This window comes from Paenibacillus barengoltzii NBRC 101215 (assembly GCF_004000745.1).
Classification (GTDB): domain Bacteria; phylum Bacillota; class Bacilli; order Paenibacillales; family Paenibacillaceae; genus Fontibacillus; species Fontibacillus barengoltzii.
This window is the reverse complement of record NZ_BILV01000089.1, coordinates 1-24,630: the sequence shown is the minus strand read 5'-3', so window position 1 is coordinate 24,630 and position 24,630 is coordinate 1. Positions and strand designations below refer to the sequence as shown.

The 24,630-nt window shown below is 46.3% G+C and carries 12 protein-coding genes and 1 pseudogene; all 13 read right to left on the bottom strand.

The features are described 5' to 3' along the window. Window positions 1-699, bottom strand: a pseudogene (locus PBA01S_RS19715) (hypothetical protein); the annotation flags it as partial. Window positions 700-1,424: 725 nt separating this feature from the next. Then, complete coding sequence (locus tag PBA01S_RS19710) at window positions 1,425-1,844, bottom strand: hypothetical protein (RefSeq protein ID WP_127576579.1); 420 nt, start codon at window positions 1,842-1,844, stop codon at window positions 1,425-1,427. 341 nt (window positions 1,845-2,185) lie between these two features. Then, window positions 2,186-2,914: a response regulator gene (locus tag PBA01S_RS19705; protein WP_009225330.1), complete on the bottom strand. Its 729-nt coding sequence runs from the start codon at window positions 2,912-2,914 to the stop codon at window positions 2,186-2,188. Next, window positions 2,907-4,079: a sensor histidine kinase gene (locus PBA01S_RS19700; protein ID WP_009225329.1), complete on the bottom strand. Its 1,173-nt coding sequence runs from the start codon at window positions 4,077-4,079 to the stop codon at window positions 2,907-2,909. The genes PBA01S_RS19705 and PBA01S_RS19700 overlap by 8 nt, the downstream gene beginning before the upstream one ends. A 47-nt stretch (window positions 4,080-4,126) precedes the next feature. Further along, window positions 4,127-6,898 (bottom strand): stalk domain-containing protein, encoded by a 2,772-nt coding sequence (locus tag PBA01S_RS19695; protein WP_255315399.1) that lies wholly within the window; start codon window positions 6,896-6,898, stop codon window positions 4,127-4,129. Window positions 6,899-7,578: 680 nt separating this feature from the next. Continuing rightward, window positions 7,579-10,884 carry a SwmB domain-containing protein gene (locus PBA01S_RS19690; protein ID WP_127576577.1) on the bottom strand — a complete coding sequence of 1,102 codons (3,306 nt, stop codon included), beginning with the start codon at window positions 10,882-10,884 and terminating at the stop codon, window positions 7,579-7,581. A gap of 172 nt (window positions 10,885-11,056) precedes the next feature. Beyond that, the gene (metK, locus tag PBA01S_RS19685) at window positions 11,057-12,259 is read right to left on the bottom strand and encodes a methionine adenosyltransferase (protein WP_028538154.1); all 1,203 of its coding nucleotides are present in this window, start codon (window positions 12,257-12,259) and stop codon (window positions 11,057-11,059) included. A gap of 175 nt (window positions 12,260-12,434) precedes the next feature. Further along, window positions 12,435-12,707 carry an alpha/beta-type small acid-soluble spore protein gene (locus PBA01S_RS19680; RefSeq protein WP_127576576.1) on the bottom strand — a complete coding sequence of 91 codons (273 nt, stop codon included), beginning with the start codon at window positions 12,705-12,707 and terminating at the stop codon, window positions 12,435-12,437. A 128-nt stretch (window positions 12,708-12,835) separates the two neighbouring features. After that, a complete protein-coding gene (locus tag PBA01S_RS19675) occupies window positions 12,836-13,342 on the bottom strand; it encodes a hypothetical protein (RefSeq protein WP_016314147.1) in 507 nt (168 codons plus the stop codon). A gap of 98 nt (window positions 13,343-13,440) precedes the next feature. Continuing rightward, window positions 13,441-15,957, bottom strand: coding sequence for a hypothetical protein (locus PBA01S_RS19670; protein ID WP_232228295.1), 2,517 nt, complete (start codon window positions 15,955-15,957; stop codon window positions 13,441-13,443). A 150-nt stretch (window positions 15,958-16,107) separates the two neighbouring features. Next, window positions 16,108-19,200, bottom strand: a complete 3,093-nt coding sequence (locus PBA01S_RS19665; protein WP_127576575.1) for an S-layer homology domain-containing protein — start codon at window positions 19,198-19,200, stop codon at window positions 16,108-16,110. 507 nt (window positions 19,201-19,707) lie between these two features. Beyond that, the gene (locus PBA01S_RS19660; RefSeq protein WP_028538158.1) at window positions 19,708-20,049 is read right to left on the bottom strand and encodes a hypothetical protein; all 342 of its coding nucleotides are present in this window, start codon (window positions 20,047-20,049) and stop codon (window positions 19,708-19,710) included. Window positions 20,050-20,189: 140 nt separating this feature from the next. Continuing rightward, complete coding sequence (locus tag PBA01S_RS19655) at window positions 20,190-24,155, bottom strand: S-layer homology domain-containing protein (protein ID WP_127576574.1); 3,966 nt, start codon at window positions 24,153-24,155, stop codon at window positions 20,190-20,192. Window positions 24,156-24,630: the final 475 nt, after the last annotated feature.

Genomic DNA, 24,630 nt, shown 5'->3' with positions numbered 1-24,630 from the left:
GGCGGAGGCCACGCCCGCCGTGAGCTGCACGCGCCCTTGCAGGTGCGCGTGCTGGAGGGCGGAACGCCAGACCGGGGCAAGGCCCGGCAGGCGTTCCGCCAGCAGCTGCTGGAGCTCGGCCTCCAGCAGCGAGCGGCCCGCCAGCGCAGCCGCCAGGCGCTGCGCCGCTTCGGCGAGCTCAGCCAGCTCGCCGCCCATGTCCTCTCGCTGTTGCTTTTCCAGCCCCGCGCCGCTCAGGTCCGCTGACAGTTCCTTCCCCTGTCTCACGCCGCCCCGATCCATCAACCTTATTTCCGTCCTAAGATCCTCATGATCCTCGTCATTCCCGCGATGGTTAAACATCCGTCCCCATGCCGTGACTTGGCCATCCTTCACCAGCCACCCCCGGTGCCGACCTACCAGGGCACCCTCATCTAACGGCTCAGCCGGATGAATGAGCTTCGCCTCCGCTTTAATCTCTTCCTGCAAAACCTGCAGCAAAAAAAGATCCCATTCCTGCTCTGTCCACCGATCCATCTCACGGAATGCCTTGAAGGAATCTCTAGCCTCAACCGCCCAACCGAACGGTAATCCTTCGGATAATAAATAGATTGCGTGCGCCTCTCGATCGAGCCACCACAACAAGTCAACGTGCAAATCTAAGCTAACACGAAGCTGCCATCCAGATTTAGTGCGTACGGCATACAGACTCCCTCTCACAATTTCCACCGTCCTCCTAATTTCTAACATCTTTATCCATATTTCAACAGTTTTCGGATAATTCCTCTTTTTCAGATCTTAGTTTTTTCAATTTCAAAATATCTCCGATACTTCGACTTCTTTCACCAAAATCCTCACACCTTCTGTCGCATCTTGGGCCCTATCAAGTTCCCCTATTGAGTTGTCCTGATGACCCGGAGATCCCTTTTCATTCGTAACGGAACTGAGCGACCTTATTTGCCTATTTCCCCGCTATTTCCCGGGCTAACGGAACCAGCAGACCTTATCCGACCAAAAAGAGAACAAAACTCCCATGTATAGTGCAAATAAGACCTCCTCGTTCCGTTAAAATCCCTCGTCTTGTAATTCCAGGCTAATAACGCCCCTGTGTTCCGTTAGAACGGCTGTCCGCCTCACGCCAGGTGCTCTTTACCCTTTACCCACTACAAATTGCTCATGAATTCCACCGAATGGTGCCTAACATCATCCAGCAGTCATGCTCACTCCCTGCCCCATCCGCTTCACACCACTGATCACCCCCTATCACTTCCAATGTCACTTCTTGATGCTCCTTCTCCTGCGCACCCAATCCTCCTCCATGCACCATCGCCCCCATCTCACCCGTAAAAATGCAAAAAAGCACACTCCTCGGCTTCTCGCCATAAAAGAGTGTGCTTCACACTTTAATCTGCGCAGTGCAATGCGCCTGCCTAGTCATATGTTGTTTACACATGGACATATGGAATTTTGTCCGCCTCCCGCGGTACGCGAAGGTCGATGCAGATCGGCGCATCCTCAGCCACCGTGGCCGCATACGCTTCCACATCCTCTTGCCGTACCACAGCCAAATCGATAACGGTGAGTTCCATTCCGCCTTGCTTTTGGAGCTTCCGCAAGATTGCCAGCGTATCGTCCTGCGAGCTCTCGTCCAATACCGTCACCCGTAGTTCTAAACCGCGCAGCCGCGCATACCACGAGAGCGCCCGCAAATACCATTCCAATTGGTTCTCATGATTGCTCGTCACCAAAATATAATGAATCGCGCGATCCTTCCGTTTTCCCTGCCGAACCATTCCATGCAAAACATGGACCAACGCCGCGGCTAAGCCGTAACTGAGAAGGATCCAGCCAATATAAGAAACCACCGTACCACCTCCCTTATAGCGACAATATATGCCGCCGCCAGGAGGTCGGTTACTGGGCTCGCACGGAAGGAGCCTCCACGCAAAGTATATCAACAAAATCCGTTGGCTTTCCACCAACTATGTATATTGGCCGGTGTCATCGCTGGGAGAGGCGTTAGAAATGCAACCGGGACACCAAATGCATTTCCAGACATCGGATGTTACGGCAACTTCGCCTCACTTTTCAAGATCATGAATAAAATGGTAACCCCGGCCGCAGAAAGCCTCTCGTCCGTTCCCGTCAAGCTCGCCAAAGTGCAGCTTCGAAACGGTAAGCACAAATTCGAATGACCCCTGCAGTCTTACAGGGTGACCCAACCAAACTTAATCGCATTAATAACTGCTTGGGTACGATCGTCGACGTCCATTTTTTGCAAAATACTGCTGACATGATTCTTAACCGTCTTCTCACTAATAAACAAATGTTCGCCAATCATCTTGTTGCTGCGGCCTTCCGCCATCAAGCGAAGCACTTCGGCCTCCCGGCGGGTCAGCGGGTTGTCGTCGCCAGCTACGAATTTCACGCCTGCTTCGCGGATCGCAGTATCCTCAGCAATCGCTCCCGTTTCGCTCAGGTATTCCATCCGGCGCAGCTGCTGAATCAATTTGCCCGTCACCTTCGGGTGAATGAACGCATTGCCCTCTGCCACCGTGCGAATCGCATTGATCAGGGACTCCGCCTCCATATCCTTGAGCAGGTAACCTGTCGCACCTTTGCGCAACGTTTCAAAAACATAACTCTCATCGTCATGAATCGACAGAATGATGACCTTTACGTCCGGCAGCGCCTCGCGCAACTCGGCCGTAGCGTCCACGCCGTTCAGCAATGGCATGTTAATGTCCATCAGTACGATTTCCGGCTGAAGCTGCAAGCAGCTTTCCAGCACCTGGGCGCCGTCGCCGCATTCGCCAACGACTTCGATGTCTTCCTCCATATTCAAAATCCGCTTCAGACCCTCACGAAATAACTGGTGATCGTCCGCCAGGAGAACTTTAATCACTTGTCTGGTTCCACTAGTAAGACTATCCATCCTGGTACTCCTTTCTCTTATCTGAGTTGGTTGGGATATGAATGATGATTTTCGTGCCCAAGTTGGCCGCCGATTCAATTTCCATCCGGCCTTCGAGCAGCTCCACTCTCTCCCGCATGCCTATTAATCCAAAGTGTGTATGCTCTTTCGTCTTCTGTTCCAGCTGATCCACTTTGAAGCCTAACCCGTTGTCGGTTACCACAATACGGATCATTTGTGCCTGGTACGTGATTTCAACGCCTACATAAGTTGGAAAAGCATGCTTCGCCGCATTGGTCAACGCTTCCTGCACCAGTCGGAAGATCGCCGCCTCCATCGGAGAGGACAACCGGTGCTCTTTGCCCCGGGTTTCAAAGGTTGCTCTTATCTTCGTTTTTTCTTCGTAGTCATGTACATACTTTCTCAGCGTCGGAATCAATCCCAGATCATCCAATGCCATCGGCCGCAGGTTGAAAATAACCTTCCGCATTTCTTCCAAACTCGAGCGGACCTGCGCTTTCAAATCTACTATTTCGTCCTGCACTAGTTTAAATTCCTGCTTAGCAAGCATTCTTTCTACAATTTCCGTCCTTAGCACTAGATTGGCCAGAAGCTGGGCAGGACCGTCGTGAATCTCACGGGAGATACGTTTTCGCTCCTCTTCCTGAGCCAAAATAATCTTCAATCCGATCAATTGACGGTTCTTCGCAGATTCCAAAATCCGGGTCACTTGTCCTAATTCACCGGAAAAATACTCCAGCACGACGCTCATCTGCGAACTGATCGTTTCGGCTCGCTCCACCGACTTCTCCACGTTGCGTGCACGCTTCTGCAGTTCATCACGGCGAGCCTTTAAATACATTTCCTTCTCTCGGTAGATGAGCAGGTCGAGCTGGAGCTGGGTTGCCTTTTCATAGGCTTGCTTAATATCTTCTTCGGTATAACGCACGAAGTCCCGGCTGACTTCCGTCAGCCGGATGCGGGACTTCCGGTAGTTGACCTCGAGCTGGTCTACCTTCTCTACCGTTTCCGCCGTCTCCTTCATGACATTCTGTAACTCGTTATTGAGCATCTTCAGCTCATTCCGGGCCGAATCTAGTATTTCCAGGATCTGCAGCTTGCTATTTTCCAATACGCTTACAGCGTTATTAATAACGCGATCTATGGCATCCGCTTGAAAATCCACACAATCCTTCTCCGTTTCTTAGTCCGAATAGTCCCAGACTAATCATATCATGATTCGAGGGTAATGGATTTGGTTTTCTGCTCCCAATTTACGCCAATTCCAAGCTGTTCGGAGACCAAACGTAATGGGACCAAAGTCCTTCCATTGACAATAATTGGCGCGACTTCCGCTTTGGAAGAGACCCCATTTAGCAAAAGTGCTTTCTGCCCCACCGTCAGCTCCAACACCGTAGCACCGCGGGTTACCGTGATTTTTTTGGCCGCCGCGTTCCATGCGGCGTTCCCACCAAAGACGTCCAGCACGTACTTGATCGGCACGTAGGTCGTATTGTCCTTAAGCAATGGAGCAACTTCCAGGTTTTGCTTCTTCCCGTTAACCGTCATCGACTTCTGGCCGATCACCATAACAGCCTTCGCACTTGGGAAGTCCGGGTTGTTGCCGCCGGCTGCAGGAGCCGTAAAGCGCACATTGTCAAAAGAAACGCTGCCCGTCAGCGCCCGTTCGTCCTGGCCTTCTTCGACGTTTACAACATAAAGGCGTTTCAGCTTCGCCGGGAACTTGATGTTATTGGCAGTCAGATCCGCCGTCAGCGTCTTCCAACCGGTGTAATCCATCGGACGCGCGAGGTCGATATAAACTGGCTTGCCATCCGCGTCAGACAATTCGGCGCGTACCCAGTTCAGACTCGCATCACCTAACACATCCACCGTCAAAGTCGTTGCATTATCCGGAATCGCTCTGCCGCTTGTGCCGTTAAATTGGGCATAAGCAAACTTGCTGCCGGTACCGCCGGTCAAATCGTAATCGAGCTTCAACACTTTGGAGTTTGCGCGCTCTCCGGTTCCTTGCACAATGCTCACGGTTCCTTTGGCTTCAGCCGGAAGGCCGGTGAAGGAGATCGGGTAAGTCATGTTTTCGAAGCTTTCCCAGATCGTTTCAGTGGAAGCCGACAGCACGATCGGTGTTCCATTAAAGCCGTCATAGACGGGCGTCGCATACGCAAACTTCGCCCCATTGTTCACGGACTGCACTGTAAGCACACCGCCTTGTACGCTGGCTTTCATGCCGCTGAATGTCCATTTTACCGATTCCGCTGGAACGTCAACCGTACGTCCATCCTTCAGCTTCGCGGTTACAGCCACTGTGACGCTGGTTCCTGCTTGCAACGGAGCGAACGTTGTGCCCGGTGTCAGGCTTTCCAAGTCCGTGCCGCCCAGTACCTTCACATCCATGCTGGTTTTCGCTTGCCCGCTGGTAGCGGTAATTTTGGTCGTCCCTGCCTTCACGCCTTTAAAGCCGCTGCCGGTCCAAACCACGTTACCGTTACTAGCCTGCCAGGAAGCTTGGATGCCGCTCGTATCGATCGGATTGTAATACGTGTCATAGCCTTTCAGAGCGTACGGCACGGTTTGCCCGATGAACAACGTGGAAGATCCGCTGACCTTGAGACCAAGCAGCGAACCTTGCGGTGCCGTCGTAAATACGCCCAGCCCGTTAGCAACTGCCCGTTGCCCCGCCGCCCCGTTAGACGTCGTAAACGTGAGCTGCGGTGTCGTTTCCGCCAGTGGTCGCGTGACCATAGTTGTAGAGCCGCCGCCATCCAGGTTCAAGCCTTTCCAGACACCGATTCCCGTCATGAAGCCTTGCAGCTCTTTCAGGGTGAGACCGGTGCTGTTGCTGTTTTTCTCAGCGGTAATGATGTAAGCCGTTTTCCCGTCTTTGGAGTAACCTACTGCGGTCCGTGCTACGGCACTGCCTCCGCTGATCGAAGTTGTCGAACGGGTAAACGCCGACGCTTTGCCTTGATCGACCAGCAGGGTGTGGCCGCCGATCATCATTTTCAGATCCGCCGGATCTACGAGTTGCCCGTCAGTCAAAGATTGCAGCTGATAGACTGCATCTACGCGCTGACCTACTTGCAGGTGAGCGGCTACATAATCCGCCGCCGTACCATGCGCCCGCAAAATATACCCATCTGCCGGCACCGGTCCCGGAATCGCCGCTTTGATGGAGATTTGCGTAATCACGCCGCCTTGCACCAGCACTTCGGTTGGCGTTGTCGAGCTGGCTGCCGGACGTTCCTCCGATTTCCAGGCACTCGTATAAATAAACATTTTATTCACGTGGCTGTAGGCCTTATCTGGCTCGGTCATATAGGATTCCTGGTTGATGCCCGCGAGCGGGAACGTCGAACCATCCTCCGCGAACACCGTACCGCTGAAGCCAAAACGGTCAATCAGCGGAGTCCCGTCATTCCGCACGGCAAAAGCATACATCCCTTGCAGCTGGGCTGGGCTGGTCACAACCGTCCCTTTCGACACCGCCGGCCCCATCGGAACGCCTTGCCCGCCGGTCGCAAAGAAATCGCCGTTTACCCCGGCGACTGCCCCGGTTTCCTTGGCCATTCCTTCCACGCTTTGTCTCGTCGTTACTTGTCCTCCTTTGCCGGTCATCACGTCCAGTTGGACGTAAGGATTCGTCAAATCCACTTCAATGACATCGGTCAACACCTTCACCGGTTTGCCTGATCGGGTTACTGTGTACTCGTATTTTACGAGCTTGGCTCCCGATGTGATCATTTCTTCACTAAGCTTCACCGTTTGACTTGCGGCTGCTTCCGCAGTCAAAGCCGGTCCCGCGATCGGTCCAATGCCAATCACAGGCTGAATCCATATCAATCCCGCCAGCGTGACTAAGGCGATGCGTTTACCGCTCTTTGCCACCAGGTGGGCCAACTTCGAGTTTTGACGTACGACAACTTCCAGATCCGTATTCACTTGGGTTTGTTTCGTTCCGGTTTCGTCTCTTCTGACTACCATTTTGTTAGACAACTCTCCCATCTGTTCATGCTTCTAACGTGCTTCTATAAAGCTAGTCCCTTATTAATAGACTACTTTTATGCCGAAAAGTTACGAAATTTAGCAAGATTGTTAAAGGAACCTATCAACTTCTTTACTTTTGTGGAATAGAAATGTGGGTAATGTGGATATTGGGGATAAATTCTGTGGAAAACTAGGATAACTTTTGTTTGTTACTCCTATCGGATGTGCTTATCTTCTGTGGATAATGTGAATTCCGTGGATAACTTGTGAGCAAACATCCCCAAAAGGAGGTCTCACTCCGCCTTGCTCAACTCTAAACACCAAACTTATGCACTTATACACTTGCTCACTTACTCATTTGTCGCTAATTCAATTAATCACTTAATCACTTACCCGCTCAGCCGCCGCTTACGCCTATACGCCCCTTTTCACGGATCTTTTGCACGATGATCCCTTTCGTTCAGAACGATGGGGCCTTAATTTAGTTACCGTGCGGATCGCCCCTCAATGTAACGGTTGATAAGTCCTCTCTTACCGAACACCTTTTTAGCCCTTTTCCACAACCTGATGCAACGGGATAATCCTCGAAAGCGATCCGGCCATATGCATTCCCCTGCCACGTCAAAAAAAAATCCCGACACCAGGGTTCGTCCCCCAGTGCCGGGAATCATTGTGGATTAAATGTAGTTCAGTTTTTCCAATACACGTTTTAGCATCACCGCCGCTTGCGCGCGGGTCGCATTGCCTTGCGGCTGGAACGTATTGGTTGTTATGCCCTGAATGATGCCTTCCTTCACGGCTTTAGCCACCGTGTCCTTGGACTGGATCTTCGCCGCATCCTTGAATTTCGTCAACGTTGCCGCACTGGCTCCGTTCATCGACGTATTGTAACCGGCGTATTCCATCGCCCGCACCATCATCAGCGCCATTTGCTCCCGCGTGATGTTGCTGTTCGGCTTAAACGTGCCGTCGGTATTGCCGTTAATAATCCCGGCCTTCGCCGCCGCCCCGATGTACGCCGCTGTCGTCCCAGAAGAAACGTCCGGGAAGCGACGGGCATAGGATTCATCTCCAGTCAGTCCGAGGCCTTTTGCAATGTAGACCGCAAACTCAGCACGGGTGATTTTTTTCTCCGGTTCAAACTTCGATCCGGAAGCAGCCGTTACGATCAAGCGACTGGCCAACTCATTAATGTCCGCACGAGCCCAATGCTTGGTCGTGTCAGAGAAGTAACTGTAGCCCACCGCCGGACCAACTACAGCATTTCCGTTAATCTTCCCATTAAAGATGATTGCACTGCCGCTAGTTGTTGTTTTAGACGGAACAAAAGATACGGTTTGTGTATTTACGTCATATTTCATAAGCAAAAATTGACCATTAGGCGAAGTATTTGTCGCTCGGAAGTAAAGTTGTCCGTTGTGGGACACCTCTACCGCGTTTTGCGAATTCACTCCGTTAAATGCTGACACATAGATTTGCACCGGGTCCGTCATCGGGGTTGTTGTGACGCCATTACTGTAGTTCGTCCCCGGTAATTGTGCTTTCGTGACCGTCTCCAGTTGAATGGTAAGATAAGCTGAGTTTAATGCACTGACATTAAGCAACCTGGAAATTTCGGTAAACGGAATCTTTTCCACCGGCAATTCATACATCACATGATTATATTTGACCATAAACGAAGCCGTTTTTCCTCTACTATAAACATCCATCAGTGCACTAAGTGGAACAGCCACTTCTGCTGCTTTCTCGGTAGAAGGTACCTCAAATACCACTTTGCGGACTAAAGCGTTGCTGTCTACTAAATATCTAAAGGCCGTCTGCAGCTTGGTATTATCGATTGTATATTTTTTTGTTCCTGCGCCTAAACGCGACCGGCTGTCAGTAGCTTGGGCCGTATTCACGTTTAACAGATATCCACTAACTCCGAACTGAGCATTACTCATGACGGTCAGATAATCCGGTTGGACCCCGTTTGGCGTTGTAGACTGACCACCCATTAAGTTTTGTACCGATAAATTATTAAAGCTTTTTATCATGTTGCCCAGATTATCATATAAAGGTGCCGCACCTGTCAGATAGGACAATGTTACGACCTGCCCGGCTGTTACAGCAGAGCTCAGTTTCAGGATGACCGTATTGCCACTAATGGTTGCGGATTGAACTCCACGGTTCACGTTATCCACATTTACGTAGAATTGATTAACCGGAACATATGACGCCGACTTTAATGTAGAATTGAACGTTATGGTTAGCGTATCTCCCGTGACCGTGGCTGAACGAACCCCCTCAACTACGGTACTGTATGTTACCGGCTGCAGGTTGATGTAACCCGCCAGGTTTCCATTTAGATCCGCGATGCCACCTGTACCCGATACATAAGATAACGTTACGTTCTGATCTTTTGTAAATGACGAAGCCAAGGTTAGGATCACTTGGTTGGATACAATTTCAACACCTGTGACATATACCGGTGCATTATTAACCAGTATCGAAAATTGGCTTTTTAACGGTGTCGGGCTGGTACGCAATGCTTCGTTATACGTTAAGATCACTTTATTACCAGAACCTTCAACCCCTTGAAATACAGGTGCCACTGAATCATATGTGTTGCGAACAAAATAATCCGTGAATCCGGCGATATCAAAACCGCGGTAATCCTGCAGCGGATAAGAACCTGGTGTATAGGATACTTTGACAACATCACCGTTCGAAATCGAGCTGGACAAGTACAGAGTAATGGTTGAACCGCTATGGGATAGACTACTTATCCCCCTGGAACTTCCATTAGCCGTAACCGTGAATTGTTGATAAGCATAACTCGAAGGGCTCTTAAGTGAATCACTAAAATACAACGTGACCGTGTTGCTTGTTGCATACCCGTCTTTTGGCTTCGGCATAACCGAGTCAATCCCGTTAGTAACTACTTTTCCGGTGAAGGCAGCCGCAGCATTTCCGGCCACATCCCGAATCCCCGAAGTGCTACCCGTATAACTGATTTTCACATCCTGCCCGACAGCTACACCAGTCTCTAGGTTTACATATACAGCATCCCCGGATACGGTAACATAACTAATCCGACGTGTTTCTCCATTCACCGTCACTGTGAAATAGGAAGTGGGCAAATTTGAAGTGGACAGCAATGGCTCATTGTACAATAATCGAATAGCTGTGTTGCTATACATCGTTGCGCTTTGGAGTACGGGTGCAGTTTTATCAGGAGCAGCAGTTTGGAAGCTCCAACGATTACTTCCACTTATTCCTGCATAATAAATTAATGTATTCTGAGCATCGTAAATCCCGTTCCCCGCAATTTCAATATAATAACTAGTACCCGCCTCCAGCGTTGAACTTGTTGGATAGATTGTCACAAGATTGGAACTCGCCGACACCGTAATAGGTACGATTGCATTGTTGCTAGATTTTTTAAGCGTAATTCCCCCATTTGCAACACCAGGATTCAATCTAATATTTCGGTTAAACGTAATCGTTGGCTTGGTGTTGATGCTGACATTCGTACTCCCATTGCCCGGACTAAAGGATGCAGATAGTGCCGTCGTTGAAGACTTGGCTGTCGTAAAAGACCAGCTATAGGCTGCCGTAGTTTCACCGCTTCCTTCGATAGTAAAAGCATCCTCAGGCAAAGAAACGGTGTACACTGTGTTATATTGCAATAAAGTTGGTGGCGTCAATATAATAGAATCTCTATAAGTAGATTCCGTAACGGTAATTTCTTTTTTATCTGTCACCCCGCCCAAACTTGTAGATATCGTATACATCTGCGTTCCGTTCGTCTTGATTCTCGCCCCAGGAACGCTGATCTGCAGTTTGGTATCGACTGGAACATTCGTAGAACCGTTCGCGGGAACCACAGTAGGTAATGGTGCAGCGGCACTTGCCGCGCTCGTAACGTCCTCTCCCCATACTCCTATGAACATATTAAATATCATCGCAATAACAATCCATAACGAGAGTTTCTTTTTCATTTCCTTTCCCCTTCCCCGGTTGCAATCCTATATGTAAAGTAAAAAATGATACGAGTTCAAGACATACCTATAATTAATAACGGCAAAAGGTAGCAGCGAGTTTAGAATTCAGGGAATAAAAAAAGGATACTCACCCAAATAGATGAATATCCTTGTCTTAAACAATATACAATTACAGCCCTGCTTGTGCCTTCAACAACTCGGCCTTGTCCACTCTTTCCCAAGGCAGATCGATGTCCGTACGGCCAAAATGACCATAAGCAGCAGTTTGACGATAAATCGGGCGACGCAGATCCAGCATACGAATGATTCCCGCTGGGCGCAGGTCGAAGTTCTCCCGCACAAGCTCCACCAGCTTCTCTTCCGGTACTTTACCAGTTCCATACGTATCGACGTTGATGGAGACCGGGTTGGCAACGCCAATCGCATATGCCAATTGGATTTCCACTTTATCAGCCAGCCCTGCAGCAACCAGATTTTTCGCTACGTAACGAGCGGCATACGCTGCGGATCGGTCTACCTTTGTCGGGTCTTTCCCCGAGAAAGCGCCGCCGCCATGACGAGCATAACCGCCATACGTATCTACAATGATTTTGCGTCCGGTCAGGCCGGCATCCCCTTGAGGTCCGCCAATAACAAAACGCCCTGTCGGGTTAATAAAATATTTCGTATCCCCGTCCAGCAGCTCCGCGGGAACGACAGGGAGGATAACATGCTGCTTAATATCTCTTTGAATTTGATCCAAAGTAATTTCCTCAGCATGCTGCGTAGATACGACAATCGTGTCTACACGTTTCGGCTTGCCGTCAATATATTCAATCGTCACCTGGGTTTTACCGTCGGGACGAAGATAATCTAGCGTTCCGTCTTTACGCACTTCGGAAAGGCGGCGTGCAATCCGATGCGAAAGGGCTATCGGCAACGGCATTAACTCCGGTGTTTCGTTGGTAGCAAACCCGAACATTAAGCCCTGGTCGCCAGCCCCAATATTTTCTGTCTCTTTATCGACCTGTGCCTGATCGCGACTTTCCAGAGCGGCGTTCACGCCTTGCGCGATATCCGCCGACTGTTCGTTCAGAGACGTCAACACGGCGCAAGTACTGTAGTCAAAGCCATATTTGGCACGAGTATAACCGATCTCCTTAACCGTCTTACGAACGATTGCCGGAATATCAACATACTCGGATTTCGTACTGATCTCCCCGATTACCAGCACCAACCCGGTGGCTACAGACACTTCACAGGCTACCCGAGCATAAGGGTCATTTGCCAAAAAAGCATCAAGTACCGCGTCGGAAATTTGGTCACAAATTTTATCCGGGTGCCCTTCAGTGACAGACTCGGAAGTAAATAGGTGTCGCCCTTGTACGGACATAGTTTCAACCTCCCTTGGATAGTATGGCTACAGCCTGTCTATCCAATACAATATAAAGCCCAATCAAAAAATGAACCTTTCCCAAATCGGAAAAGGTTGGATTAACATCCTCAAAGCAAATAGTATCGCATTTGCCAAGTCATGTCAAAATAATTCATGACTTTTGTGGAATAATTTATAGGATAAAGTTCCGTTCAGCATGGGCGATGAGGCGTTTCGTAATTTCTCCGCCGACAGAGCCGTTTTCGCGGGAAGTTAAATGTCCCCAGCCTCCACTATAGGTTTGCCCGCTGCCAATGGCCCCCAGTTCACCGGCGAATTCTGTATCCGCTCCCGCTCCTGTCGCACCATATCCTACGGGCAAACCAAACTCAGCGGCGATTTCATATTTCCACTGTTGTAAGACTTGACGACTTTCCGGTACGATTTTCCGATTGCCTCTTGCCATAATCCAGACACCTCCTGAAAAATTGGTTTCAGAAGTAGCATAGCCTCACTTTACCTTCGTTACGCTCAGGAAGTATTGTCTGTACTGCTCAATCCTTCCAAGCAACCGCGTGTCCGGGCATTCTCGGGCTATTTAATTTGGTATCCGCCCCGTACCATGACCGTTAGGTTGTGGGTATCGCCTTCTTGAACTTGAATCCCCCGGCCTTCTCTTGGGAAAGATAACAGGTGATTATTCGTAACTGTGCCGCCATTCGGAATATCCTTACCGTCGGTAAGATCCGCAACCCCGTTGGCATCCGCGCTATAAACGACTGCTTTGCCGGCGCGAACAATAAACTCCGCCCCTGCAGAAGCAATGAGGATCTTGCCTGGTTTGACTTCCACGATTTTTATCTCATCACTGCTAGAACTGCTCCCAGTATCTCCAGTGGAAGGCGCGCTTGGTGAACTGGAGACTCCACCACCAAGAGCTTGCTGAATCGCTTGATCAACGTAGCTCTTCGTAACCACAGGGTCATCTGCGGTTCCTGGCGTCGTCCCTGCCCCTTCCGCTTGCATATTCAGCAGCGATCCTGCCCAAACACTGCCGCCAATCAATACCACGGCCGTTGCGATTTTCCAACCCGTCTTCATCATGTTCCTCCTCTATGACTCTGTTATTGTCTATGATAGAGGTTTTGGTAGAAAGGAACAAGCCCAAATCCGGAGGGATTTGGGCTTATACTGTTCACTTATTCTAAAGATGTTGTTGTATAGTAGAAGCTTTGGCTACCTAACTTCACTTTATGACCCTCAAACAGATCATAAACATTAAGCTGGAACGAACCTGATCTTCTATTCTCAAAAATGCTATCAGTAAAACTGAAGCTTGCACTTCCTCCATTAGTCACTCTAAGATCAGTTTCAGGCGCAAACTCCTTCTCAAACGTGTGACCACTACTATCGACAACTTCAAATAGATACTTATGACCGAACTCACCAATCGCATAATCCATGTTCCGTGTTTGATTATAATCAAATGTTAGCTGAACAGAGGAAGAACCTGATAGTGCAGCTCGAGCATTTTTCACCGTTAACTTATATGGGAACAAATCTAGGCTCTCTAAAGTTTTAGATACACTTGGAGAAATAGCCCCGCCTAATTCAAATGCAGCAGCATTCACATAGCCGTTGGGTTCTCCTTTAATCGGAGTCAGTTTATTATCAGTTATTCCTTCTCCCACAATAAGTTTTATGTCACTTGTTGAAATCGACTTTGGTATTTTAGCCCAGAGCGCAACAATACTCTTCTGGTCAGGCGCTGCTGAAGTATCAATTTGACTAGCACTCGCTTTATAGCTGTGTCCGTTCGAACTTTGATAAGCACCTATGAATTGAGAAAGATCAATTTGATGATCTTCAGTGTTTGTGACTTCTAATTCGGTATAAATCAAATCAGAAGAAGCACTACTATAAACCAATGACCGCAACACTTTTACTTCCTCTTGTCTACCCATAGTTTCAATAGAATAAGTTTCACCTTTAGCAACAGATTTGAGTTCAGGAATTGCTCCTGCATGTCCAAATTGAACCCAATTCGTCGTGGCGGTTTCCCCTAATTTTTCCAATATTGAAATTTGAAGTTGACTAAAATCTAAATAACTTGGGACTTTTGATACTACATATAAATCTGTAGACATACCTGCACCTAGTAAACCAACACTTTGGCTAGAGATTAATTTAGTTTCATTGGTCATCTTTGCTGAGTCCACTTTCAATTCCCCTGCTAATCCCGGCAAAAGAATGGTCTTATAGCCTGTATTTCTAATTGTAACCTTTGCCGAAACGATATCCCCATCGCTCCAAGGTAATCTTTGAATTGAGGATAAAGTAACCCCTAATATACCATTATTTGTTTGAACAAATTGCGTTTGACCAATCATATTCTGACTTGGTTGAACTTCAGGAACCAAAAAGATTCCAACAGGATAAGTGAAGGTATCCTTTGAATCGGCTACCGCAGGTAGACTCATAAACAATTGTGGTTTTGTTGCGTTAACATTTGCTGGTATATTCACATTAAGATTTATTACTCGCTCTTCAAGTGGTTGCAAAGATAAGTTGTCTGTAACCTGTGTTGTAATAGGCAACCGATACCCTTCCGATGTTTGTAACTCAAACTGATACTTAGGCAATGTAATTGTTGAGCCACTAGTATTTCTAATATTTAATCGAATAGATAGGTCGTGTTCATCAAAACTTTCTAACATCGAAGCACTGGTCAGTTTTACTGCAATCTTACCACTTCCAAGAGGAATGAATTTCTCGACATTCGATTCAGTTGCGAGTGATTTATTGGTAGCACTCGGCAATTGCATAGTTGCAATAGGCAAACTCAATTTTGATGTCTCATCATCTTGGATAATTTGCAACTCCATATTGGTTAATTTTATACTTTTGGGTATTGAACTCATCAAGTTTAATGTTTTACTATCTTGTGGTTGTATTTTGAAATCGGTACTTGCCGGATCAACTGACATTGGATAGCTTGCACCGTTTGAAGTCTTAATTACAAATTTTACTTTAGGATCTTCAAATATATTATTTCCAATGTTCTGCAAATCAAGCCCTAAACTTACAAAATTATAGTCTCCTGAAGCGTAGGTAGCTACTTGACTTATTTTGACTTTGACAGGTGTGTCAAAGATACGCAATGTTTTAGATTGATCTGCAGGTGTGGATGTTAAATAAGTCGCAGGAATCTTAAACTGCCCTTTCAGGCTTTCATAATTGGATTGGCTAAAATCCCATTTAATCACTTGAAATACAAGATCGCTAATTTTAGTGTTTTTGCCTATTTTTGAAACATAGGTGAGAGTAGTGGAAGAACCAGCGGATAATTTCTTTTTCTCTTTGTCTTTGGTAATCAAGGAAGTACTATAAGTGGTGCCACTTATTGTTTTCACTTTAGACCAATAATCCAACAAATCTAGTGTCTTATTATCACCATTTTGGATTGTTAACGTGTAAGTAAGTACATTTTCTTCGTCAAGATTCAGAATATTAACATCAGTCAAGCGCACTGTACTTTTGGTCGTGATCTTAATAGGATTTAAATTTGCTAAAGAATGTACAACCGACTTTGTTTGCTGATTTGTTGTTTTCGTGGTTTTTGCTTTATTTTCGGCTGCCATGACACCATTAGCACCACCACTAACCAGCAATGTTACACTAATCACAACTGCTGCTGTGAATGAGATTTTTCTCAACTCATTTCCTCCCATACAAGTTTGTTCTATAGCTTATAACGTTCTTGAAAGGAAAATGTTTCGTATTATCATTATTTTTCTTAACTACGAAAGCAAAAAAAGCCAGCATGGATAAATCCATGCTGGCTAATTCTTAATTCGAGAATGTTATTAACGCAAACGGTTAACAACACCGCTAAGCGTGAAGGAATCAACAGCATTTGTGCTTGCATCCGTTACTGCTTTAGCATCTCCATTGCTGGACAGCAATTCGATAGATACTACTGCATCGTTGGCCAATGCATTTTCAGTTACGAACGTTACGACCAGTTCGTCTGGATTTGTGCCAACAGCATAGGCAGTGGATACAAGGTCAGTACCTGTTACAGATACTTTAACTACACCAGTACCAGGAACAACATTGATAGCTTCATCAAATTTCACAGTTGCAGTGTATTCTTCACCAGTAGCAACGGTAGTAGGACCGCTCAATACAAACGGCTTACTATCCGAAGGTTTAACAACAGAAGGTTTAATCTTGTCATTAACCGTAATCGGAGCAGCAATAGCTACCACGTTGTTAAACGCATCCTTAGTATTTGCGATAGTTCCTTTCGCTACAAGCTTAACATCGGCTTTAGCAGCAATTTTCTCACCATCAACCAATGTGAAGTTGGCGATAGTATTACCACCATCGTAGCTATAGCCAGTCAGTTTCAAGCCATAGGTATCACTAGTTACTGTAGCGCTTTGGAGTTGGAACTCATTAGCATCTACGTTAATCAATTTACCTGCAAATTTTACAGTGATCTTGTCTTTTGCAGTTGCATTAACTTCGCTCACTGTGATATTAGCATAGTCAGTGCCAATTGCAGGAGAGATGCTACCAGAATCTTTATAGGCAAAGTTACCATCTTGGTCAGCAATCAAGGATACTTTCAACTGTACTGTATTGTAGTTGGAAGTTCTATTGATAGCTTTGTCTGTGTAAGGAACAATAATCTTAGCAACTTCAGGTGTAACCAATTCTACAGATGCATCCGAAGGAAGCGCTTCGAAGCCAGCACCTGTACCCCAATCGATGATGTACTTAGCAATCTCGGTTGCACTACCAACACCGGATGTTGCAACTGGTTTGCTGAACATTACATAGAAGTAAACATCACGTTTAGTAGTAGTAGTGTTTTGCTCTTCAACCCAGAATCTAGTTACAGTCAACGCGGAAGTGTCGCCAACTTCAAATGTTTTCGAAACAGGCAGAATTGTGTTTGGTACATATGCGTTGTCTTGAACACCAGAAACTTCCAAAGTATAAGTTCCTTTATCCAACTTGCCACTCAACTCAATTGTTGCTTCATCCTTGTCAGAGTTGAAAGTAATAGCTTTAACTGGGTGTCCGCTTGCATCCAAACCTTTGCCAACAACTACTTTACCGTCTTTGTCCTTAACGGTATAGTTAGCTTGTTTAGCGCCTGTAGTGTTAGTGTCGCCATCATAAACTGGTTCACTGTATTTTACTTTCAATACATGGTTACCAGCCGAGTTCACTTCAACACTCACGCCAGTAACTTCAGGGCGAGCGGTGTCAAGTTCAGGAGTGATTTTCACTTCTCTGTTTGCACTGTTGCCGCTGTAGTCAGTTACACCTTCGATGACGATAGTATTTTCACCTACGCTAAGCGCATTTGCTTTAGTGAATTTAACCGTCACCTTGTTACTAGCTTTATCCAAGGTAACATCGCCAGTTTTGGAAGAAATACCGTTATAGATTTTGCTTACGGATTTCACCGGCTCGTCAAATTCAATTGTAACTTTAGTGAGATCAGAAGACTCAGCCTTAACTACAGCAGGAGCTTCTTTATCTTCCGCTACCGAGAAAGAAGTTTCTACAGGAACTACTTTCAAACCGGAGAAATCTTGAACATTGCTAACAGTCAGTTTATGGTCGCCTACTTCAGTGTCAGTTGTAATAATTACACTGTTAGGGAACGCATATTCAACATAACCAGCAATGGATTTTCCGTCAATTTTGTAGTTCGAGCTAGCACTTGCAGTTGCACGATCGATTGGCTCGGAGAATACAACTTTAATTGCTTTCGTACCAAGACCTACAACTTCTTTAACAGCAGGAGTCGTAACGTCAACTGGAGTGAATTTAACTTCTTGTTTCAGAGTTCTAGTCTTATCGGAGCTCTTCACACCGTCAACAGTGATTTTGGTTTCTGTTTGGTTAACCAATTGGTTACCACCGTTAGCGGAGTAGTATTCACCTTCAAGCGTCAGAACAACACTGCGAGCATCAGAGGACAATTCAGCGCTCTTGATTTCTCTGTTCAGCTTGTAGTTAGAAATTGCTTCTGCACTAGCCTTATCCACTTCACCGTCAAACTTAACAGTGATTTGTTTCAGGTTGTCTGCAGACACACTTTCTACTTTCGTAGCTGCGGTTACAACATAAGTAACTTTAGCAGTGATTTCTTTGCCGTCAGCAGTTTTGAAAGTAACTTCAGTTTCTTTGTTAGCTTCCAATTCTTTTTCCAACGTTACTTTCACTACTTCGCCATTGGAGAGCGTGAACTCAACGTTCTTGCTGTCCAATACTTTGTAGGATTTAACAGTTGGAACTTGAGCAGCTTCGTAGATAGCGTATGCTGCTACAACTGCTTGAGAGCGAGTTGCTTGAGCTTGGTAGTTGATGCCGTCAGCCAGGTAACCAGCGTTAACAGCTGCTGCTACATAACCTTTAGCCCATTCGGACGCAGTGTTGTTAGCGTCAGCAGGAACTTCCAGTTTCAGAGCAGTTACCAGAACTTTAGCCAGTTCTTGTACAGTTACTGCGCCGTTCGGATCGAACAGTTTTTTAACTGCGTCTTTACCATTGAGGATGCCAGCTTGTGTAGCAGCTTCAATGTAAGGACGGCCCCAGTGGTTCGCATAGTTCTTATCGTTGTAAGAAGTAGCGTCAACTGGTTCCAGGCTCAGGGAGTTAACGATGATTTTCGCGAGTTCAGCGCGAGTCAGCGTTCTTTCCAAGTGGGACAGGCCGTCTGGGAAGCCAGATACGATACCTGCTTCTTTCAGAGCGTTAAATTGTTGCTCTGGAGTCAGTTTGGCATCAGCACCGAATGCTACGGAAGCAAACATGGAGAATGCCATTGCTGTAGACAAAGCTACGGACAAAATTTTCTTCATAACCTTTTTTTCTCCTCCTTGATTAACTATCACATGAGAGTTTTCTTTAAATGAATAGCTCGTGTTACTCATTAGCCATTGCACCCCCTTTCCAGAGCTTGAGCAGGTTTCCTATAAATTAGGTCTGCAGCAGAACTGCAGAAACTTGTAAACGAGAATGAATAGAATGTAGAAATAGACTAGTTTCCTAATCCTACCTAAACATTATACAATGGGTCCCCAGAGCCGTAAAGCTAATTTTTCTAATAGATAGACAAGTTTCCCTATGAGGGAGACCTTGCCATGTCTAAAACAGTCGCCATTGCCAATGCTCTACATCTTAAACGCAGCAGGTTTCAAAAAGTTGCGGGGGATTTAAAAAAAATTGCGAGATTGTAACTTTTTCTAAGATTCCCCTGTGTTACGCCTTTTTTACTCCCTTACCGCCTGACGGAAATTAGTATAACATGCCGAAATATGTCAGTCATTAAGCAACTTTTCCCATTTTCGCGCTATCTCCATTGTATGTGAGCGCACGACAAATAAGACGTCCAATTTTGGACGCCTTATGGGCATATCTCGTACCCAATTGGCCACAAGTTACCTTACTCTCATGGCCAATTGAATAATACGAGCCCGCATTTGCGGATCGGTATTCAGTTTCTCATACATCTCGTCGATGGCTTTTTTGTTATCTTTGTATGTCTTCTCATGCTTCATCGTGTTATGAGACCATTCAATCAGTTCGTTTTCGGCTGCACGCAGCTCGGTGAATGCGTCATGGAAGCCCGTCTCAATCACAAGACTCTCCATAACTTCCTGGGTTACTTCTTGAAGCTTAGCCGTTTCTTCAATGCGCTTCTCCAATACTTTGGATCTATCCTCAAATTTGCGCTTAGCTTTGGAATAACCCAACTGCGGTTTCGATAGGATCGGTTTCATCTGTTCAAGTTCACCCTTTTGCATATTGTCTATTACTCTGCTTATTTTAACGTAAAGCTCTGGAAAACACAAAAAGATGTAATTGGAAATAAAGAGACGGCCATGGTTAACCTTGGCCGCCTCCAGTCATTGAACGCCTATTAGCTTAGGTTTTTAGGGAAGATAGACGAGCTTTTCTTCAGAAGTTCAACCGCAACTTTCCCTGCCTCAGCTCTCGTCATGTTGTTTTTCGGATTGAAATTGACGGATGCTTTCTTGCTGCCTGCCGTCGTAACACTTTGTCCATCCATGATTTTCGCTTTGTAAACAGCTTGCACGGCTGGACGTGCATAAGGATCAATTCTTCCCGAATCCAGGAATTGCTTAGCCAACGTTGCATTCAACTTACTATCATTAGCCGGAAGCTTCAGTTTGAGTGCACGAGCAATCATCATGGCTGCCTGTTCTCTGGTGATCGGCTCCTCAACCCCAAAGTATCCTTCAGTAATACCTGTAATGATCCCTGCACGGGAGGCCGTTTCAATATACTTGAACTCCCAGGTATCTGTTTTGGCATTTGGTACAACGTCAAAATAAGTTTGAACTTTATTGTCATAATTCAATGGGATATTAAGGCCTTTGACCAGCAATGTAGCAAATTCCCCGCGAGTCGTCAGATCGTCGGCTCCGAACGTATTCGGCTGCAGATTTGCCATAATTCCCTTCGAATACAGAGCATTCAGCATATTCCGTGCCCATGGATGGTTCGTGATATCGCTGAATCCACGGCTTTGCTTCATGACAACATAGTAGCCAAAATCATCAAAAGGCACGGTAATGGTATTGTTCTTCGTATCGACAGTCCCGCCGATATTCTCCCATTCCGAATTTTCGGTGAATCGGAATACCGTTACCGTAGTTCCTGCCTCATCCACGACGCTCTTGTTGAAGGCTAGCTTCAACGTGCCGCGTTGGGAAGGTACAAGCTTTCTTTCTGGTTCTCGTAGCAAGAGATCCCGGAAGTTTTGGGAATCGGAGTACTGCGGCAAAATCGAATATGGCGGCAAACCATTTGTCGCCGGCTTATACGAATCTCCGCTTCCATACTCGCCGTAACCCCCGTTAATCCAGTAAACATCAGAAACTCTAGTGAAATTGCTTGTTTTGGCCGTTGAGTTGAACAACTCAGACAAGTCCTCTGGCAAAGTCAAGGTTGCTAAGCCATTTGGTGTTCTTTCGTCCTTATCAATGTTAAAGAAGTTTCCGTAATCGTTCCGGCGCTCCAAGATCCCGTTCTTAGGATCTGCAATCCCAAATAACAACTTATTGTCCGGATAAAATTTAGTTACGCCACCCTCAGGTACATTTGCTGTTTTTAATACGGTACCTTTAGGGAAAGTTAACTCCAACGCTTTATTAAACGCCGAATACTTCGTGGCCGGTTTCTCCGTCATATACTGCGAATCCACAGCAACAGCACTCGTATAATAAACCTCTATAGTGTCATTAAGCGTTTCGGTTCCACGTATAATTTGAATTTTGATCTTGGTCGTCTTATCCGGTTTGAGCCCTACAAAATCATAGATAAATCTTGCCGGTGCATTTTCAGGCAGGTCCGTACGACGAATGGCTTCCCCTTTATCAATAATGACTCGGGTTGCACCTTCAGCCTCAATATCGAACCGAACAAAGTTCTTGTTAACGATGATCTGATCGCCTACCGTCGGAACCGGAGATAGAATCCGATATGGTGCCAATACGCGAGAAATCTCCAGTCTTTGCAAAGTCCGGGCTCCCGTAGAATTGATAAGCTCCAGATTATATACCTGACTTCCCAACGAATCCAGTGCAATATCCTTAATTCTCAATACAAACTTGCCGTTAAATACAGCCATATCATAACCAACGTCCGGTTTACCGCTCCGAACAATGGTTCCTGTAATAATTTGAGTGCTTGTCATCGCCGTTGAAGTCAGATCCGCAGTAGGTGCGTCAGTTTGGGAATTAAAGACGCTTTCGGAGCCGCGCATCAAGTTAATAATTTTGGCTCCTGCCCCTTGAATGATCAGATCATAATTCTTGGCGCTAGTTTCATAAATCTCTCCAACCAACTTAAACTCAGGCGAGCCCGCAAGAATTTGGGTCAGCTGTGTGTTAGCTCCGCTCGTATCATTCAGATCCAGACCTGTAAACGTTACTGCTGGATCAAAAATCTTCGGACGGAAAACAGTGATGTTCGAGACATTTGTGTCCAGAATGTACAGTCTCAACTCTTTAACAACCGTTCTGGAATTCCCCTTACCATCCATGGATACCCCGCTGAATTTAATACGGTTCTCACCATAATATAAGGGGCCGTTAACATCGATCGGCAGTTGAATCGAGAAAGTAGGCGCAGCCGTCGTTGGATTAAAGGCAATAGGAGGCGTCAACTTATCATTAGAAACCCCATTCACAAAAAACTGTGGATTTGACAGGTTTTCAAAGTCGCGGTACTCCCCATTAATATCTACGTAAAGGTTCGCTTTACTTGAATCTACCGAAATCGTTTGACCATCATACAAGCCTTCAACATAGATGTAGTTTTTCGTTGCATACGTAATAGTAGCAATTTTGGATGCACTGGAGGTACCAATGCTAAATTTCACTTGTTGTGTACCACTGGAAAATCCTGTGATTTGGAAAACATGCTGTGTTGCTGTTCCCGTAGTTACAGGAGTAATTGTCGGTCCAGTAGTCCCTCTTGGCAAGTAGACTGCTTTAAGATCACTGCTGTTAAACGCTTGGTCTGCCGTAACCAAAATGTAAAAATTATCTTTATCGGCTTGAGTACCATCCAAATCTGGAAGATCATTGATGTTGACTGGCGGCGTTGAACTGTCCTTCATATATTTCAATCCGGTAACACCAATCTCGCCTGGAAGGTATTTGAAGTTGATATTCAGAGATGTCGAATAAGTTCCATCATATTGCACACTAAGATTAAACTTTTGGTCTCCACTTCCAAAGGTGAATGGCACACTAACTTCAACTAATCTGTATGCACGGGATACACCGTCTGGTGCAGGAATTTCCGTTTCTGTGGCAGTAAATGCCGTGAACGGCGGATTTGTCGTGTTGAAGAAATCCGTCAGTGTCACATTGCCTTTTCCAGCACCTTGCGATGCACCAAAGGCATTACCAGTATCATTTAATAACATCGAGAACTTGAGTGTTCCAGACACAGGCAGTGCCGGTGTTGTGGCTTCTGTGATGGTTGCCACTTTATTGTTCACATCATATTCAGCACCGTTATACTGGACGGCAATCGTATCGAACGGTTTATTTTTATCAAAGTAATAAACGGAGCGCTCAATTGTAACAGAATCCGCGCCGCTTTTAACAGTAATCGTAATTTTGTTAAGGCCTGGTTTCAAATTAAGGGCAGGCGAAAAGAATTTGCCCGTTTGTGTTAATGTAGTGACTAAACCCGTGCCCCCATTCACACTAACGGTTACTTCCGTCGCGTTCTTCACTTCACCGGAGATCGAGACGTTTTCTTTATCTGCAACAACCTCCGAACCCTCGTTTAAGTAAATGGTTCCATAACTGGATCCTAACAATTTCAAATCTTGTACGTATGGAACTTGATCAAATAAAGCATAGAATGTCGATTCACGAGTTATCCCATTCTGGGAACCCGATAACGTAATTCGGTTAAACCCTGGGAATAACGGCAAGTTGGTAACTTTGAACTTATCCTGGAAAGATGACGAGGTATCCCTAGAGATATTCCCATTTTTAAATTGAGAACTATCTGTCTCCCAGACCCCCTCACCCGTAGCCTGATTTGTAACTTTAAAGGTCAAACGTTCAACTTTAACCTTTAGGGAGTCCTCAGTAACCTGAGAATAAGTACCGGTAAAAGTCATCGTAGGAAGCGTTGTTGTATACATTCGGCTATCCCGAGCGACTTGGTCTGGACCGGGAGTGAGTGTTAACGTAGTCGTATTTCTCAGAGTTAAGTCATCCGGAATAAAATAGTTGCCCTGAGCAGCATTGGCCGTAGGTACGAACCCCGATGGCAACAATGTGATGATTAATGCCGTGAGCATTAACCATATAAACGGCTTCTTCAAGCGTTGCATGGATTAATCTCTCCTTTGTCATGTAGTGTGTGTTGATGTCCCCGTCAAAGTTCTGCAGGGACTGCCCAAAAGCGTCACTTACATATGTTATCGGTCGAAAGTTGGAAGAATTTTAGGAAAACTTGAAAGAGAATCCAACGAAAATCCTGGGACACAAAAAAACGCCGTATCGGCGTGGTGGACTCTTTGATTATCCCGTTCGCTCAGTTTCCTCCTCTACAGTAATAGTCCCTCTCCTCTCTCCCCACCTCGGCAGCCCCCGTCGCCAGTCTCTTCAGTGACGCTAACGCAGTGACGCTAACGGACCGTAATGACCTTATTCGTCGATTTCCCACCCATTTCCCGATCTAACGGACTCCAGAGATCTTATAGGCCTTGTTCTGACGTGAAATTGGCAAAGTAGCGCGGGATAAAGTCTCCACTGTCCGTTAGACTGCGATCAGGAGCAACAAAGCGCAAATAACGGCTCTGGAGT

Coding starts and splice junctions, on each gene's coding strand:
- PBA01S_RS19680 (WP_127576576.1), bottom strand. CDS start 12,707: ATGGCAAGAGGCAATCGGAAAATCGTACCGGAAAGTCGTCAAGTCTTA.
- PBA01S_RS19675 (WP_016314147.1), bottom strand. CDS start 13,342: ATGAAGACGGGTTGGAAAATCGCAACGGCCGTGGTATTGATTGGCGGC.
- PBA01S_RS19695 (WP_255315399.1), bottom strand. CDS start 6,898: ATGGTAGTCAGAAGAGACGAAACCGGAACGAAACAAACCCAAGTGAAT.
- PBA01S_RS19690 (WP_127576577.1), bottom strand. CDS start 10,884: ATGAAAAAGAAACTCTCGTTATGGATTGTTATTGCGATGATATTTAAT.
- PBA01S_RS19705 (WP_009225330.1), bottom strand. CDS start 2,914: ATGGATAGTCTTACTAGTGGAACCAGACAAGTGATTAAAGTTCTCCTG.
- metK (WP_028538154.1), bottom strand. CDS start 12,259: ATGTCCGTACAAGGGCGACACCTATTTACTTCCGAGTCTGTCACTGAA.
- PBA01S_RS19660 (WP_028538158.1), bottom strand. CDS start 20,049: ATGAAACCGATCCTATCGAAACCGCAGTTGGGTTATTCCAAAGCTAAG.
- PBA01S_RS19665 (WP_127576575.1), bottom strand. CDS start 19,200: ATGAGTAACACGAGCTATTCATTTAAAGAAAACTCTCATGTGATAGTT.
- PBA01S_RS19655 (WP_127576574.1), bottom strand. CDS start 24,155: ATGCAACGCTTGAAGAAGCCGTTTATATGGTTAATGCTCACGGCATTA.